At 37.6% G+C, this 17,678-nt stretch carries 16 protein-coding genes; 3 read left to right on the forward strand and 13 right to left on the reverse strand.

Annotated elements, in window-relative coordinates:
- Positions 1-61 precede the first annotated feature (61 nt).
- From T323_RS0102045 to T323_RS0102055, 3 genes are all read right to left on the reverse strand, one after another.
- Entirely contained in the window at positions 62-1,204 is a 1,143-nt protein-coding gene (locus T323_RS0102045; protein ID WP_026671805.1) for a DEAD/DEAH box helicase, read from the reverse strand.
- 256 nt (positions 1,205-1,460) lie between these two features.
- Positions 1,461-2,642, reverse strand: a complete 1,182-nt coding sequence (locus T323_RS0102050; RefSeq protein WP_026671806.1) for an aminotransferase — start codon at positions 2,640-2,642, stop codon at positions 1,461-1,463.
- Complete coding sequence (locus tag T323_RS0102055; protein WP_035177267.1) at positions 2,639-3,136, reverse strand: Lrp/AsnC family transcriptional regulator; 498 nt, start codon at positions 3,134-3,136, stop codon at positions 2,639-2,641. The genes T323_RS0102050 and T323_RS0102055 overlap by 4 nt, the downstream gene beginning before the upstream one ends.
- A gap of 197 nt (positions 3,137-3,333) precedes the next feature.
- Between T323_RS0102055 and T323_RS25680 the strand changes: the two genes are divergently transcribed.
- The gene (locus tag T323_RS25680) at positions 3,334-3,903 is read left to right on the forward strand and encodes a cysteine hydrolase family protein (protein WP_218971027.1); all 570 of its coding nucleotides are present in this window, start codon (positions 3,334-3,336) and stop codon (positions 3,901-3,903) included.
- Between the two features lie 223 nt (positions 3,904-4,126).
- On the opposite strand, the gene T323_RS0102065 is transcribed toward T323_RS25680, so the two are convergent.
- Positions 4,127-4,597, reverse strand: coding sequence for an S-ribosylhomocysteine lyase (locus T323_RS0102065; protein WP_026671808.1), 471 nt, complete (start codon positions 4,595-4,597; stop codon positions 4,127-4,129).
- Positions 4,598-4,654: 57 nt separating this feature from the next.
- A complete protein-coding gene (locus T323_RS0102070) occupies positions 4,655-5,092 on the reverse strand; it encodes a hypothetical protein (RefSeq protein WP_026671809.1) in 438 nt (145 codons plus the stop codon).
- A 161-nt stretch (positions 5,093-5,253) separates the two neighbouring features.
- On the opposite strand from T323_RS0102070, the gene T323_RS0102075 reads away from it, so the two are divergent.
- Positions 5,254-6,087, forward strand: coding sequence for a YihY/virulence factor BrkB family protein (locus T323_RS0102075; protein WP_026671810.1), 834 nt, complete (start codon positions 5,254-5,256; stop codon positions 6,085-6,087).
- A gap of 238 nt (positions 6,088-6,325) precedes the next feature.
- Here T323_RS0102075 and T323_RS0102080 read toward each other — a convergent pair whose 3' ends face one another.
- The 4 genes from T323_RS0102080 to T323_RS0102095 form a co-directional block, all read right to left on the reverse strand.
- Positions 6,326-7,576 carry an MFS transporter gene (locus tag T323_RS0102080; RefSeq protein ID WP_026671811.1) on the reverse strand — a complete coding sequence of 417 codons (1,251 nt, stop codon included), beginning with the start codon at positions 7,574-7,576 and terminating at the stop codon, positions 6,326-6,328.
- An 18-nt stretch (positions 7,577-7,594) separates the two neighbouring features.
- Positions 7,595-8,494, reverse strand: coding sequence for an ArsR/SmtB family transcription factor (locus T323_RS0102085; protein ID WP_026671812.1), 900 nt, complete (start codon positions 8,492-8,494; stop codon positions 7,595-7,597).
- A gap of 132 nt (positions 8,495-8,626) precedes the next feature.
- Positions 8,627-10,768, reverse strand: coding sequence for a YhgE/Pip domain-containing protein (locus T323_RS0102090; protein ID WP_026671813.1), 2,142 nt, complete (start codon positions 10,766-10,768; stop codon positions 8,627-8,629).
- Positions 10,769-10,938: 170 nt separating this feature from the next.
- Positions 10,939-12,465, reverse strand: coding sequence for an AbgT family transporter (locus T323_RS0102095; RefSeq protein ID WP_026671814.1), 1,527 nt, complete (start codon positions 12,463-12,465; stop codon positions 10,939-10,941).
- A gap of 284 nt (positions 12,466-12,749) precedes the next feature.
- Between T323_RS0102095 and hbs the strand changes: the two genes are divergently transcribed.
- The gene (gene hbs, locus T323_RS0102100; protein ID WP_026671815.1) at positions 12,750-13,022 is read left to right on the forward strand and encodes a non-specific DNA-binding protein Hbs; all 273 of its coding nucleotides are present in this window, start codon (positions 12,750-12,752) and stop codon (positions 13,020-13,022) included.
- 35 nt (positions 13,023-13,057) lie between these two features.
- Here the strand turns inward: hbs and fakB are convergent, their stop codons facing one another.
- The 4 genes from fakB to T323_RS0102120 form a co-directional block, all read right to left on the reverse strand.
- On the reverse strand, positions 13,058-13,900 hold the full coding sequence (gene fakB / locus T323_RS0102105; RefSeq protein ID WP_026671816.1) for a DegV family protein: 843 nt from the start codon (positions 13,898-13,900) through the stop codon (positions 13,058-13,060).
- Between the two features lie 155 nt (positions 13,901-14,055).
- Positions 14,056-14,679, reverse strand: a complete 624-nt coding sequence (locus T323_RS0102110) for a hypothetical protein (RefSeq protein ID WP_156942365.1) — start codon at positions 14,677-14,679, stop codon at positions 14,056-14,058.
- 543 nt (positions 14,680-15,222) lie between these two features.
- On the reverse strand, positions 15,223-16,347 hold the full coding sequence (locus T323_RS0102115; protein ID WP_026671818.1) for a DctP family TRAP transporter solute-binding subunit: 1,125 nt from the start codon (positions 16,345-16,347) through the stop codon (positions 15,223-15,225).
- 42 nt (positions 16,348-16,389) lie between these two features.
- Positions 16,390-17,670 (reverse strand): TRAP transporter large permease, encoded by a 1,281-nt coding sequence (locus T323_RS0102120; RefSeq protein WP_026671819.1) that lies wholly within the window; start codon positions 17,668-17,670, stop codon positions 16,390-16,392.
- Positions 17,671-17,678 lie beyond the last annotated feature (8 nt).

Consider the following 17,678-nt stretch of genomic DNA (forward strand, 5'->3'; position numbering starts at 1 on the left):
CATAGTCTATCACATTTAGACCAATAAAGCAAAAAGCAAGCCCCATTCCTAAGCGCTTATGTCATGCCTTTGCATGCAGTTTCCCTTGCTTATAGATTAGTTCCTCAAGCTTTATCCCTAATGCTTTTTCAAATTTTTCAATTATAAACATTTGACGCTTTTCCACAAGGGACAAAACAACACCTGATTTTCCCATTCGTCCTGTTCTCCCTGCTCTGTGAACATACGCTTGGTCGTCAACTGGTAATTGTAGATTGATAATATGTGTGACATCATCTACATCTAATCCACGCGCTGCAACATCTGAGGCAACGAGAACATGGATTTCACCGTCATGAAATGCCTTCAATGCTTTTGCTCGCTCTTCTTTATTCCGATCAGATGCAAGCGCTTTGACCGTTACCCCTTTATATTTCAGTTTATCAGCGGTTTCATTGACTTTATCAAGATGATTGACGAATACAATCCCCTTTTTAATCGGGATATTAATGATAAACTTCCGTGCCAAATCAATTTTATCTCGTTCCTCACAAACAACATACGTATGCTGAACATCCTTTGTAATAACCATACCCTCTCCAGCCGATAAATAAACCGGAGTTGGCACTTCGTCAGCAATTTTCTTTTGCACGTCATCAGCCATTGTAGCCGAAACAAAAATATACTGACTTTCATTTGAGACTCGCTTTAAAAGCTGAACGACCGTATCCCAATGTGGTTTTTCTTGGGCAAGACGGTCTGCTTCATCAACAGCAACAAACTTTACTTGATGTAATTTTAATTTTTTCTTTTCAACAAGCTCCAACACTCTTCCAGGTGTCCCTACCGCAATTTGTGGTTTTTGCTTTTTTAGTTTTTCCATTTGACGATTTATATTCGCACTTCCAATAAATGCATCGACAATCAAAGCTGTATCCTTTGTCAATTCTTTTATAACTTGATGTATTTGCATCGCTAATTCATGAGTTGGCGCCAAAATTAACACTTGCATCTCTTTACTAGCTTCATTTATTTTCGATAACATCGGCAAAGCAAAGGCCAATGTTTTTCCCGTTCCGGTTTGTGATTTGGCAATAACATTTTGCCCGTCCATGACTTCAGTAATGACTTGATGCTGTATTTCTGTTGGTGTCGTTATATTCTGGCTCTTTAAAGCCTCTTCTAGAAATGGCGCTAGTCCATAATTTGAAAAATTCGTTTCCATCCGTTTTTCGCTCCTCTAAATAGTTACTATGTATACCATACTTTTTTATAGGATGAATTACAACTTTGAAAATCATTCAACTTTTATGTTTAAACGAGTGACATTTTGGCAATAACTGTACTACCATATAGTATTCCCCCTTTTTGAAGACAGAGCTTTCATTGCTCTGTCTTTTTTTCTTTCAAAGCTTCAATGCTATACCAATATTTTTTTACTTCTTATATGAAAAAAAAAAGACGGACATAACGTCCGACTTTTATTTTTTATGCTTTTCTAGAAAACGGGCCATTCTTTTAATCGCTTCTTCTAAATTATCCATGGATGTCGCATAAGAGCAGCGAATATGCCCTTCTCCTCCTGCTCCAAATACACTTCCAGGTACGACCGCTACACGTTCTTCCATTAAGAGCTTTTCTGCAAACTCATTTGAAGTGAACCCGGTATTCTCAATCGATGGAAAAGCATAAAACGCCCCACCTGGAGTATGGCATGGCAATCCAATTTCTGCAAAAGATTTCACAACAAAATTTCTTCGTTGGCGATAACTTTGTACCATACGCCCGACGTCTTCCATCCCATTTTGAAGTGCCTCTAGTGCACCATATTGTGCAAGTGTCGATGCACACATCAAGGTGTATTGATGGATTTTAAGCATCGCACCAATAATATCAGGCGGTCCACATGCAAACCCTAATCTCCATCCTGTCATCGCAAATGCTTTTGAAAACCCTTGAATCACAACTGTCCGATCTCGCATCTCCGAAAACCTTGAAAAGCAATAATGCTCACTGTCGTAAGATAATTCTGCATAAATTTCATCAGATAAAACAAGCAAATCATGGCGTTCAATGACCGTTGCAATTTCGCGTAATTCCGCTTCAGTCATAACCGCTCCTGTCGGGTTATTCGGAAAACATAACATGACCGCTTTTGTTTTTGGTGTAATCGCCTTTTCTAATTGAGACGCTGTCAATTTAAATGAATGTTCTTTACTTGTTCCAATAGAAACAGGGACACCACCAGCCAATGAAACAATCGGAGCATAAGAGACAAAGGTTGGTTCAACAACGATCACTTCATCGCCAGGATTAATGACTGAACGAAGCGCTAAATCAATTGCCTCACTTGCCCCTACTGTAACTAGAATTTCATTTTCTGGTTCGTATCGGACTGAAAACTGTTTTTTCATATACTTTGCGATTTCACTTCGAAGTTCAAACAAACCCGCATTCGCTGTATAGGCCGTAAATCCGCGTTCCATCGAAGAAATACTAGCTTCTCTCACGTTCCACGGTGTTACAAAATCGGGTTCACCTACACCAAGAGAGATGATATTGTCCATGGTTGATGCTAAATCAAAGAAACGACGAATACCAGACGGTTGAATCGATTGAACCGTCTTTGATAACCGATTTTCTGTTTTTGTTGAATATGTCATGGAGTCACCACAATCCTTTTATCCTCATCTTCTCCATCTTCAAAAATAACACCATCATGCTTATATTTTTTCAACTGAAAATGTGTCGTTGTCGAGATAACTGAATCTAATGTCGATAATTTACTTGAAACGAATCGTGCTATTTCAGACATTGTTTTTCCCTCAATAACAACTTGTAAATCATAAGCACCTGACATTAAATAAAGTGCTTTCACTTCTGGAAACCGATAAATTCGTTCTGCCACTTCATCAAAGCCGACACCTCGCTGTGGTGTTACTTTTACATCAATCATTGCCGTGACATTCTCATTATCATTCACTTTACTCCAATCAATGACAGCTGAATAGCTAAGAATGACTTTTGTCTCTTCTAAATGGCGAATGATTCCTGCAACTTCCTCTTCTGTGGAATCCACCATCTTTGCTAAAGTCGGAATGGAGATGCGCCCATTTTCCTCTATTATCGTTAATACTTCTATTTCTTTATAATCCATGATGATGTCCCCTTTCAAGACCCCTCACAGGTGTATGTATTGTTTTTGTTCCGTCTATAATATCATATTAAACTGTAAAATTGATAAATACTTTTTAAAAATTCTGAACTAGTTTTTTACACTTTATTCTTCACTATTATGCAATGTTTCATCCGAATGATACCTTTATCTTATTTAACAAAAAGGAGCAAATGACAATGCCTTCACAATATGCCTTGCTACTAATTGACTTAATCAATGACTTTGAATTTGAACATGGTGATGCTCTCCTTTCTTATGCCCTACCTGCTGCTAAGCAAATTAAAAAGCTTAAGCAAACATGTAAGGAGCAAAACATTCCCGTTATCTACGTCAATGATAATTACGGACAATGGCAATCTGATTTTCGCCATTTAGTCGACCATTGCCAAAATCACAAAGTCCGCGGTCAACCAATTGCGAAGCTTCTAACACCAGAACAGGACGATTTTTTTATTCTGAAGCCAAAATTTTCTGGATTCTTTTCAACCCCGCTCGAAATCTTACTACAGCATTTAGGAGTCGACCACTTAATCATTACAGGAGTAGCCGGTAATATGTGCGTACTATTTACGGCTAACGATGCCTATATGAGGAACTATGAAATCCACGTTCCAAGTGACTGTGTCGCTTCAAATGATAAAATCGCCAACGAATCTGCTCTTGACTATATGCAACAAGTGTTAAAAGCAAAAATTAGCCCATCAGAACACCTTATCGCTGAGATTTCTAAAAGAGGAAGCCGTTAATTTTTTTAACGGTCATTTGTTCCGCTACTTGAAGAAAAAATACTGTTTTCCAAGTGCTAACGGACACCTGGTCTCTTATTGTATGAAAACGGTGATTTTTCAATGGATTTTTTGCTAAATAGCGGAAAAGGTGTCCGATAAAAACGAAAATCGACTATAATTCATGAAATAGCGGAATACATGTCCGTACGAAAAAAACGCCCTATGTATGGGCGTTTTCTAGTTAGAATACTTCTTTCAAAAATTGTTTATCGTGAGTTAACCAATGTTCCATTAGCTTTTTCGCTGTATCTAAGTCATGGAGTTTCGCTTGTCCACATTGTTTTTCGTTGGCAGCAGGTACTTCCGTTAACTCAATCGAGTACTTCATTGTTTTATCCAAAACATCAATAATCTCATCAACTTCCGGGCTTCCACTAACAATTAAGTAAAATCCCGTTTGACAGCCCATTGGTGATAAATCAATAATATCAAAATGGTCATAGTCCTCTGCAAAACGACGAATATTTAAAGCGAGTAAATGCTCTAATGTATGAATCGCATCTGGTTTCATCGCCTGCTTATTTGGTTGGAAGAAACGAATATCAAATTTATTAACAAGTCCATCAGTCCCAACATTATGAGTACCACAATGGCGTACAAATGGTGCTTTCACTATCGTATGATCAAGTTCAAAACTTTCTACAGAAGGCATATTTATCACTCCTTTTCAATTTAAGTTCAGTATACTTGATATTACAGATACCGTCTATTAAGATTGTCCTTTTGTTGTCTTTTCTTTCTTTCGATTAATATCCTGTGTATTTATCGAATGACGGTTTGCAAAGGATTCTAACTCGTCCATAAATGAATCGGGCTTAAACTTTGTAATTCTCCAACGAAGTCCTTTTTTTAATTTAATTAACACCGTCGAGCTGTTTCCAAACGAGATGAAATACATTTCTTTTATATTAGTTGGCTCTAGCTCTCTCGTAATGACGGTTTTACCAAACACTTTCATAAATAATGTTAGTTTCTTCTCTTCAACAACAAGTTCATATGACAAAAACAACGCGATGACTACGACGACGAGAAAGACATATGGAAAAACCGCTATACGGTGTTCTAGAAAAAGTAAATTCACTATCGCAAACATCATTAGGATAAGCCAAAATGTTTGTGATTCTTTTGCGTGAAACGTTTGTTTCATGTTCCTTTCCTCCCTTTTTTATTCTCTGTCTTTTATCGTACCATGTTCAGTTAATAAAAAACTAGTAATGTGATAAGGAACTCGATGTTTAATTCTAATAAGATGTGGAATCTTATAGTTATAATAAAAACAACATTTCATTCACGGTAAAGGAGACCTTTATGGTAAATCGCTCGCTCCATTTTGGTAAAGAATTATATGAACAATTAAAAAAAGACCCGATTATGGATTGGGCTGCACAGCTTGCTTTTTTCTTCATGCTATCGATTTTTCCACTACTCATTTTTATATTAGCCTTACTTCCATACTTACCAATCGACAGTGCTCAGCTATACTCATTTGTAACCGATTATGCGCCGCCTGATTTAGCAGATATTTTTAAAACTACAATTCTCGAAGTCGTTGGCGAACCTCAAGGTGGTTTATTATCATTCGGGATATTGGCAACGATTTGGTCGGCGTCTAATGCGATGAATGCTTTAATTCGAGCCCTAAATAGCGCACATAATATTGATGAAACAAGATCGTTTTTTAAAGTTCGGGCCATGTCCATTTTAATGACTCTTGCAATGGTTACCGTTTTTTTCGTCACTCTTTTATTGCCTGTTTTCGGACATGTTATATTAGAAACGATGAACGAACTGCTTCACATCCCAGACACTGTATTTTCTTTTTGGAATCGCCTTCGTTGGGTCATCGGTGTTATAGTTATGATTACGGTCTTAATGCTCATCTATAAAATTGCACCAAATAAGCATATTCCATTTAAAATCGTCATTATCGGCGCAGTTACGGCTACAATTAGTTGGCAATTAATATCACTAGGCTTTTCAGCGTACGTTTCAAACTTCGGAAATTATTCAGCAACTTATGGCAGTCTAGGTGGGGTTATCATCTTAATGTTTTGGTTTTATTTAAGTGGGATGATTTTAGTCGTAGGTGGAGAAATCAATGCCACGGTCTACAATATAAAACATTCAAAAAGACCTGTTTAATACTCTTTATTCGAATCGGACATGTATTCCACTATGTTTTGAAAAATGAGTGTTTATCAAACTTAATGGACATCTATTCCGCTATTTTTCGAAATACCGGCCTCAAACTCCATGTTTTAATGAACTAACAGAACAGATGTCCGATAGCAACTAAAAAACACTATTTTCGCTCAAAATTGCGGAACCAATGTCCGTTAGAATTAAATGGACTAAAAAAAAGCGCGACAAGGCGCTTTTTTTATTTTCCTACTGCCGGTTGTAAGGGGCTAATCTTTTTTTCTTCAGGGACATCATCATTTAAATGATAAAAGATTTTGGCATTCCAAGCGATCGTTGTGGCTACTAATACAATGAGGCCGAGCACCGTAAATAACGCTGTTAAGCTCCACACTTCTGCAAATATACCACCTAAAGCGGCCCCAACTGGAATACCCGCTTGAGCTAATAACGTACGGACGGTAAACACACGACCGCGCACCTCATCTGGGACACGTTTTTGATAAAACGTCGTATTGTTAATTGTAAAGACCATCGCGAAAAAGCCGGTACATACTGTTAAAGCAACAGCGACCCAAAAGTTTGATGTCCAGCCTAGTAAGCCTAAGAAAACACCATTTACCGTTAAACTGCCTAACATCACTCTCCGAAGGTTTTTCGGTTGTTTCACTATTCCTGTCACAAACGACCCTAACAGCATTCCGACTGGGAACGCCGACATATAAAGACCATATTGCGTTTCGTTCCCATTTAAGTTTTCTAACACATACGGCAAAAACATCGGTTGAGCTGCGCCTGAGCTGAAATTGGTTACCATTAACAATATTCCTATCCAAAACAAAACAGGAAACGAACGATAAAAACGAATACCTTCCTTAAATTGCACGATCCACGGATCCTTTTTTGTATTTTTAATTTGGCCTTCGTTTGGAATAAACAATAAAACAAATCCTGATACACCAAGAGCACTAACTAAAATAATCAAAACCGTACTCGCACCAAAACTAGCCATTAACACACCGCCAAGGGCAGGACCAACTAGCATCATCATTTGCATTGTGCCTTCAAGCAGAGAGTTCCCTTTCATCAATCTATCTTTCGGTAAAATTTGAGCAACATAAGCCATACTTGAAGGGCGAAACAGTGGTTCAGCAATTCCCATAATCAATGTAACAAAGTAAAGATGCCATACTTCAAGCATTCCAAGTGGTAATAAAATCAATGGAATTAAAAATACTACCGCACGACTCCATTCCGAAAAAATCATTACATATTTTCGATTGATTCTATCTAAGTACGGCCCTGAAAAAAGACCTGTCAATAAGCTCGGAACCATAAACGTGATCCACGTCATCCCCATCGCCATTTTCGATCCAGTAAGCTCATACATTAGCCAAGAGATAATAAAAACGGCGAACGTACTTCCTAATGCAGCAGCTGCTTGAGCGATCCAAATCGCGACAAATGCTTTCATTTTATACAATGGTACCATATTGTATCCTCCACTTTATTATTTATATAGAAACGAAGTAAGCTGTTCTTCCAACTTAGCGATTCCATCCTGTCGTAACCGATATTTGGTTTGTTCATTTGTGCGGACAAGAGTAAGTAACCCTGATGCCCGTAATGTAATTAAATGATGGTGCACGGTACTTTTGGCCAATTTTATATGTTTTTTTATGTCGGTAAAAGTCCGTTCTTCTTCAGCTATAAATTGCAAAATAAGAAGTCGATTTTCATCGGCCAACGCTCTCGTTTTTCGGAGTAGCTTTGCGGATGGCCCGGCATTTGCGTTGATATTAACATCGACTGGATATAAATAATACGTAAAATCACGAAACTGATTAAATAACACAACTGGCGCATAATGATATTGTGGTATGAGGACGACTTTTTGAATTTCTGTTGCCTCTCTTATATCAATTCCGTTTGTAAAAGTCTCAATTAACATATACGGATCTTCTGTTCCGATTTTTTTCTGCCCTAATATAGCACTTTCTTTTAAGGCCGTATCGATATTAGGATTAACGGTAGAATAATAGAGTCGATTCCATTCTTCTAGTAAAGGAATAATTTGTTTAATATACTCGATTTTCTCTTCTTTCCCACATGCTTCATATGCAACAACAAGTAATTTCTCCTCTGGAACGTCCTTTAACCAATCTAACACTTCTTGAATCGACATTTTTTCAATTTCAGGAGAAATGGATAGAAATGCTGTTAACGCCGTAAGCTTTAACTTAATATCTTTTCTATGAATCGCCATAATGAATTCTCCATCAACAAGAGAAGATACTTCTTTCGCCCAAGCAACACCCTTGTCAATTTTTTTATGAGATGGCTTATCTGCAAATGCGTCGAAACTCATCATAAGTTCACTAATCGGGTGATAAAAAAACTGAATGTCCATTGTTCGACTCCTATCGAATTAGTTTATAGTTCGATTATAATCGAACTATAATACGTAATCAAGAGACCTTTTCATATTTTTCCAATAAAAAAAGCACGAAAAAGGTTGTTTCCTTCCTCGTGCTCCATTTCGTTATTCAATTCCAGCAAATCGACGTTTATACATTAACGAAAAGTAATACCGTGTCACAACAAACATAAGGAACATAAATAGTATAAGAATCCCTATGTTTTGCCACATAAACGCGAAGTCCCCACTTGAGATAATCGCTTTATAACCCCAAACGGTATATGTCATCGGTAACCAATGATGAAACCATTGCAATGCATTTGGAATTAACTCGAGTGGAAATGTTCCAGCACTTGTCGTTAATTGAAGAATTAGAATGACGATCGCGATAAAACGACCAGGGTCTTTAAACAGAGTAACTAAACATTGAATAATGCCCATAAACGTAATGCTTGTCATAATAGAAAAGAGATAGAAATACCCAATACTTTGTACTTCGAGTTGCAGTCCATATAAAAGAATGGAAACTGCAATAACAGCTTGAATACAGCCGACTAGGACGAGCACTACAAGTTTCCCATAAAACCAAGAACGTGCTGATTTCGGATTGACTGGTGGCTCTCGTAAAGGAAATACAATGGATATTAATAGTGAACCGACAAATAATCCGAGTGATAAAAAGTATGGTGCAAAGCCTGTTCCATAATTCGGTACTTCTTTTCCTTTCTTTTCATCAACGACAATCGGTTCGGCAAATTGTGTATACAACTGCTCATTTCCTTCTGTTTTTGCTGCTTCTTGTGCGGCATCTTCTAGCTTTGTTGCTAGCTCACTTGTTCCGTCTATCAGTGGGTTCATTCCTTCTACTAGTTGATTCGAACCAGTAGAAAGCTTATTTGCTCCTGTAGCAAGTTCATTAGCCCCTGCAGAAAGCTGACTGAACCCTTTTTCAAAAGACTGACTTCCTTTTACTAATTGTTGTTCTCCATCATGGAGTTTTTCAACGTTTTCAATGACAGCTCCCCAACCTGTTTGAAGTGTTTTCGTTCCTTCTTGTACTTCTTCCATTCCTGCAGCTATAGCTTGACTTCCGTCAGTTGCTTTTTTCATATTTTCAGATAATGTTTGTGTGCCTGCCAATAGTTCTTTTTGTTTCTCAACAATTTGCTGGTGTGCTTCGTTGATTTGCTGCTGTCCTGCTTTTACTTGCTCTAAAGAAGAAGCTAACCCTTTTGACAACATAACCGTTTGTTCATACAGAGCCGGATCTGCGTTTCCTTTAGACTCAGCAATTTGATTGACTAGTGTAGCAAGCTGCTGAGAAGCTTGTGTCGCTCCCTCTAAGCCTTCTTCTACAGATTGTAAATGTGTTGCTAAAGTCTCTACTCCATCAACCATTTTTTCTTGACCTGTAGCAAGTTGAGCAGAACCACCATGCAACTCACCTAATCCTTTTGAAAGAGTATTGACGTGTGTTTGCAATTCAGTTGTTCCATTTGCCAATGCCTCTACATTAGGCACGCTTTTTTTGAGCTCTTCTAAAAGCTTGGCTGTTCCCTTTTCTAGGTTATCAAGTCCATTATGAAGCTCCCCATACCCTTGTTGAGCTTTTGTAAATCCGGAAGAAAACTGTAACGTCGATGATGATAATGTATCGAGGTGACGATTCATTTCTGATACACCATCGTGGACGTCATTTGTTCCACTCGCAATTTTGCTAGCACCCTCACTTGCCTCGTCCAATCCGTCCGCTACTATTTTCACCTTATCAAACATAACCTCTGCATATTGTTTCGTAATTTCCGCTGAAACAGCAGCTTTTAATCGGTCTATGGCGGTCTCTCCAATTTGCGCAGATAAAAAATTGACACTTTCATTCGCTGTAAATTCCAATTGAGCTTGAGTTGGGTTGTCTAGGGTTAAAGCATTAGTTGTAAATGTCTCTGGTATCGTTACAGTCATATAATAGTATCGTTCATCCATACCTTTTTCAGCTTGTGCTGCAGAGACAAATTCCCAATGAAAGTCTTCACTTTCTTTTAATTTTCCGACTATATCTTCTCCAATCATCACCCTTTCCCCATTCATGATTTTTCCATTATCCTCATTCACAACGGCAACAGGAAGTTCAGAAAGTTTTTCATACGGATCCCAGAATGCCCATAAAAACATGGCACTGTACAATACGGGAATAAAGATGACGGCAATTATTGGGATAAGCAATTTCTTGTTTGTTACAACTGCTTTAAGCTCTTCCTTTATCATGTTCTCCACTCCTGTTTTAAACGATTGACCAAAATGGTTTTACAGTCATTTTTCTTCGTGAAAAAACAATAACATATCTACTGTGTGAATGCAATAAATATATTTCCGCCCTTTTTTATTATGAGAACAAGAAAAAAACCTCCAAAAAATTGGAGGTTCATAAATATTGATTAGTTTTTTGGCATGTAAATCGGTGATCCTGGACCAAGGTCAATCCCAAGCCACATCCAAGCTACTAACATAATCACCCAAATAATTGTAAAGGCAATAGAATATGGAATCATCGTTGAAATTAAAGTTCCAATCCCTACCTTTTTATCATACTTTTGAGCAAAAGCGATAACAATTGCAAAGTAAGGCATTAATGGTGAAATAACATTTGTAGTCGAGTCCGCTATTCTATATGCCAACTGAGTAAGCTCAGGGGAATAGCCTAATTGCATCATCATCGGTACAAATACAGGCGCCATAATCGCCCATTTTGCTGATGCACTTCCAATAAATAAATTAATAAACCCAGCAACAACAATAAACGTTAATATTAAAGGAATACCGGTGAATCCAGTATTTTCTAAAAATTCAGCTCCTGATACAGCCATAATAATCCCTAAATTTGTATGTGTGAAATACGCTACGAATTGACCTGCAGCAAATGCAAGGACAATGTATGCCCCCATCGTTGCCATCGTATCAGACAATTGGTCTGCCACGTCTTTATCGTTTTTAATTGATTTTGTAATGCGACCATACACAAAACCTGGAACAAAAAATAAGATTAAGATGACAGGTACAAGAGATGAGAAAAACGGTGATTGAATAATTGCTCCGTCTTCACCACGTAATGGGCCCCACTCAGGGACGATTAATAACGATAAAATCGCAATCGTTCCGAGAAATGCAAATAAAGCTCCTAATAATCCTTTTTTCTCAATTGCAGATACACCATCAACAGATTCAGTGACGCCACCTTCATATTTACCTAAACGTGGCTCAACGATTTTCTCTGTCACTAATGTTCCAACAATCGTAAGAACAAACACACTGGCAATCATAAAGAAATAGTTCATCGCAAAGTTCATGCCTTCAGCATAAACTGGGTCATAGACTGCAGCGGCTTCTTGTGTTAATGACCCTAATAGAGGATCTAGAGATGTTAATAACAAGTTTGCACTAAAACCAGCGGAAACCCCAGCAAAAGCAGCTGCTAGACCCGCTAGCGGATGACGTCCTAATCCCGCAAACAAGACGGCTCCAAGCGGTGTTAACACAACATAACCAGCATCAGCAGCCATACTTGACATAATTCCACCAAAGACTAATGCTGCTGTAATGAGTTGATTTGGCACAGATGTCACTAGTGCTCTAAGTCCTGCACTAATTAAACCTGATCGCTCAGCAATCCCAATGCCTAGCATTGTCACTAACACTGTTCCTAATGGAGCAAACCCAGTAAAGTTAGCAACCATACTCGTAAAAATATACTTAATTCCTTCTGCACTTAATAAATTGTTAACTTCAAGGATTTCGCCTTCATTTGTTGGATGTTCTACTGAAATTCCAGATAATAAAGCTGAAAATAAAATAACTAAAAGAGCGAAAATGGCAAATAACGTGACCGGATGTGGAAGTTTATTCCCAACTCTTTCTACTACGTCCAACGATTGAACGACAAATCCCCTTTTATTTTTCTCTTTCATGTAAAGCCTCCTTATTTTCTTAATTTTCTCTCTATATTTTCTATTTCCTATACTATTATAGAAACAATCCCGAATTTTAGCATTAAATTTATATAATACTTTAGAATTTTACACATTTCGAAATATTGACACTTGTTTTTCCCTCTCTCATCTAGTAATAGGCATTAAAAATAGATGATTTTAAAAAAAGATACTATTTCATGTATAAAATCACAAAAATCCGCCCAACCTGTTATCAGCTTAGGCTTTACTAAAATCATAGATTCCGTGGGAGGGATTAAGCAATGAATAAAACAGAACTTGTCAATGCCGTTGCTGAACATTCTGAAATGACAAAAAAAGATGCAACAACAGCTGTTAATTCAGTTTTTGAAGTAATTACAGAAACACTAGCAAAAGGTGAAAGTATTCAGTTAATCGGGTTTGGAAATTTCGAAGTACGTGAGCGTGCCGCACGAAAAGGACGCAACCCTCAAACTGGTGAGGAAATTGACATTGCTGCTAGCAAAACACCTGCATTTAAACCAGGAAAAGCATTAAAAGACGCTGTAAAATAAAAGACATCCCCAAAGATTCGCCTTTGGGGATTCTTTTATTTTGTATAATACATGACTGCAATGGCACCAGGACCTGTATGTGTACTAATGACAGGTGTAGTATCAACAATATTCGTTCTATCACATGGATTTACTTCACGTAAAGCATCTAGCACTTTATCCGCTAGTTCACGTGCTGCAGCATGTGCAATCCCGATTCCAGCAACTACTTTTCCTTTTGTTTCTTCTTCATACTGCTGAACTATATACTTAATAAATTGAGAATGTGTTCTCACTTTATTCACGGGAGTATACACACCGTCAGCTAAAGAAGCCACAGGTTTAATTTTTAATAAAGAGCCAATTAACGCTTTTCCTCTTCCAATACGGCCACCTTTTGTTAAATACTCTAACGTATCGACCATAATATAAAGGGATGTATTTTTTCTCACTTCATGTAAGTATTCGACGATTTCCTCTTTTGAGTTCCCTTGTTGTACCATTTTTGCCGCTTCTTCAACTTGGAAACTTAGGGCTTGCGAAATAAATTGAGAGTCAATTACCGTCACATTTGCCTTTGTTAATTCTGAAGCACTTTTTGCTGAACTATACGTCCCACTCATTCCAGATGTCATATGAATCGAGATAATATCATAGCCATCAGCATCAAGCTTATCGTATAATTCGACAAACGTACCGACTGCTGGTTGTGATGTTTTCGGTATATCAGTCGTATTAGGTAACCTTTCAATAAATTCCTTCGATGTAATGTCAACTCCATCTAAATAAGATTCACCATCAATTGTGACAGATAGAGGGACAACCTCGATATCGTATTCCTTAATCTTTTCTTTCGGCATATCTACTGTTGAATCGGTAACAATACGGATTTGCTTCATATTAGCTCCTTTACAAAACGATATTACAAATACACTTCCCTTTTTATTATATAGTAAACATGGACACTTTATCCAATATTACTTGAAAAATTCATGACTATGGAGGAAGAACACTGATTCAATTACTTCCCTTGTAAAAAGAGAAACATTAGAATTTATCCTTCCACTTTGTATTCTTCCAACAAATAGTTATCTCCTTGCTTTATAAAAATAAAAGAGATCGATAACTTGTCAGAAGGAGGATATCCGAATCGTTTGTATTGTTCCTTCGACAACGTCGTTTCTTCATAAAAGTAAATCGGTAAGTCTGTTCCTTCGAGTACAACATATTCGCCATCCCTTGTAATTGAAACGTCCTGTGTAGTAACGATTTGTAATCCAGGATTTAAAATTGTTTGTCGAACAGACTCATAATAGCGACTTGGATTTTCTGGAGTAGCTGTATACAGGCTTTCTTCTTCTATGTATGTTTGGTATTTATCCCGATAAACGAGTTTCCCTTCTTCTTCAATAAAAAACCGATCGACGAGTTGTTCCATTCCATCTTCGGTTACTTTTCCACCTAATAATGCATAGACATCCTCTATCGTTTGGATGTTTTCATTGTAATACACACTTCCATTATAAACATGATTCTCAAACAACTTTTGAGCCGTTGTAATCACATCATAATAGTGATTTAGCACTTGTTGTTCATCAATTTTTCCAGTTTGGCAAGCTGATAACACAGCAATTAAAATAAAAAAACAAATATACAGCACTCCAAATTTTTGTTTCATCGTTTTCACTCCATTTTGCATTCCTACTCTCTATATTAGACGTTTGACTGAGCAAAATAGTTTCAAAATATGAGACTTTTTTGAACTTTTAGGGAAGTGAATGAAAAAGAATACGCGACCTTCATCTCTCAATGGCAAAAAAAGAGAAGTGATTGTCCTTTATTAGTGTTCTTTTGGACACTTATTATTGAGTTTGCTCTTGTTTTGTCCAATAGAGCTCTTCTATTAGACACTTCTCTTTGATTTTGCTCTGCTTTTGTCCAATAGTACCTTTCTATTGGACAAAACTCCTTCATAAAACCTTCGTCGCTCCTCTCGTTGCTTGTCCCATTCAGAAACCTACTGAATGGGACATAAGAACAGGCAACGGCTACGCTCCTCAATGGAAAAAAACCTAAAAGGTCTAAGTACGACCTTCGTCGCTCCTCTCGTTGCTTGTCCCATTCAGAAACCTACTGAATGGGACATAAGAACAGGCAACGGCTACGCTCCTCAATGGAAAAAAACCTAAAAGGTCTAAGTACGACCTTTTAGGTTTTTCTATTATTCTGCGGCTTCGATTTCTTCTTTTAGCATGTCGTAAATCATTTTTCCTTCTTCGCCAACGATATCATCTAAGAAATATTGGTGAACGTCCATAGCAAGTGCTCTGAACTCATCGCGTTCTGCTTCTGTTAATTCAATTACTTCTGTTGGATGTGTATCATTGTTAATGATGTTATCAAGCAAAGCTTCGTTTTGTTCTTTTTGTAATTCATATGCACGAACTTGCATTTCTTCTACTGTTTCGTCAACAATTGCACGAATGTCTTCTGGTAATCCGTTATAGAAATCAGGATTTACTGTTGTCATCGCTACATAAATATTGTGACGAGAAATCGTCATATGATCTTGTACTTCATGGAAAGAAGCATCTTCAATAAAGAAAATTGGGTTTTCTTGTCCATCAACTACGCCACGCTCTAATGATGTATAAAGCTCACCCCAGCTCATTGGCGTTGGGTCTGCACCGTAAGCACGATACGATTCCATAATTAACGGTGATTCTTGTGTTCTCATTTTAAAACCATTAAAATCAGCTGGCGTGCGAAGCTCACGATTCCCAGTCCACTGCATTGCACCTTCATGCCAAAATGCTAAAGGTTTAATGTTATGTCCTTCATAAATACTAGCTAAATGAGTGTTTAATGCTTCACTAGTATTTAAAATTTCCTGGTTTAACTCTAAATCATCTGTAAACAAAAATTGAAGAGCAAAAATTTGACCTTCTGTTACCATTGTTCCTGTAAAGCCTGGTGAAACAATCGCAAATTCAACTAAACCATTTTGAAGCTGCTCCACTTGGTCAACTTCACTTCCTAACCCACCAAACTCATACGGGTCCATCGTAATTCTTCCATCTGACTTCTCATTAATTAACTCAGCAAACTCTTTGGCATATTCATATTGAACTTGCCCTTCCATTTCTTCAGTCACAAATCTCCAGTGATATGTTTCATCTGAAACAGCATCATCTCCACCACTACTATCATCCTGTGAGCCACTTTCTTCCGGAGTTTCTCCGTCAACGGAACCATCCGTTTGCTCACCACTTCCACAAGCCATTAGGATCATACTAAAAGCGGCGATTAACATGAACATTAAAAACGTTTTGTTTTTGAAAAACATCAAATACCCCCATTGTACAATTTTTTATATGAAATCCACCTTTTATCCAGTAAAGAAACGATAGAAAAGTGAAATTTCTTCAAATAATATCACCAATATTGCACAAACAACTAAAATAACAATATACGGTGGTGTTCCTCTAATAACATCAAGATAAGACTTATTAAACACCGCACTTGCGGTAAATATATCAACCCCGAATGGTGGTGTAGCAGAACCTAGTGCAGCTTGGAACGTGATTACTACCCCTAAATGAATGGGGTCAATACCAGCTTGCATCGCTACTGGGTAAAAAATCGGTGTCAAAATTAATATAACAACAATCGGATCAACAAACATACAACCAATAAAGAAAAATATGGCTACGATAAATAAGATTTGAGTTGCTGTAGGATCAAAGGATAGTACGGCTTCAGCAACAGTTTGAGGGATTCTCGCATAAGAAATAACCCACGAAAACGCCTGGCCACCAGCAACTAAAATAAATACAGCCGAAGTTACTAATCCAGTTGACAACGCAATTTTTGGTAACTCGGTTATTTTAATAGAACGATAGATAAACACTTCTAATATAATGGCATATAATACAGATATACCGGCTGCTTCTGTCGGACTAAAGATTCCATAAAAGATACCCCCAACAATAATAACCGGAAACCCTAATGGAAGTAGGGCTTTTCTCAAAAACGTTGCTCTATCTTTCCAACCGACTCTATCAGCAAGTGGAATGTTTTTTACTTTTGCATAAAACCAACTGAATATTGCAAACATTAGGAATACTAATATACCTGGTCCAATGCCTGCCATAAACAATTCACTAACAGATGCACCTGGTGCAGCAAGTGCGTAAATAATCATTCCTATACTCGGTGGTATAAGCAATGCTACATCACTCGCATTGATGATTAAGGCGATTGCACTTGAATCTTTATACCCGACCTTTAACATTCGCTCACGCATCGGTTTCCCAACAGCGACAACTGTCGCTTGTGTTGAACCTGAAATTGCTCCAAACAACGTACAAGTAGCTGCGGTAGTAATCGCGTAGCCCCCACGCATATGTCCCACGAAAGAACCTACAAAATCTAGTAGCCGTTTCGATGTTTTTCCAGTAGCCATAATATCAGCCGCAAAGATAAACAGCGGAACCGCTAATAGCACATAGGGTGAAATCCCCTGGAGCATTTGTTGAACCATAAAGATTGGGTCAACATTTGGGAAGAATATGATGACAACGATGAGTGGTGCAGCGATTAGAGGAATCATCATTGGGAAGCCTAGCAAAAGCAATACGATCATAAGAATTAATAATGTCGCAATCATAAGCTATT

Source organism: Alkalihalobacillus bogoriensis ATCC BAA-922 (genome assembly GCF_000621445.1).
GTDB lineage: Bacteria > Bacillota > Bacilli > Bacillales > Bacillaceae_F > Bacillus_AO > Bacillus_AO bogoriense.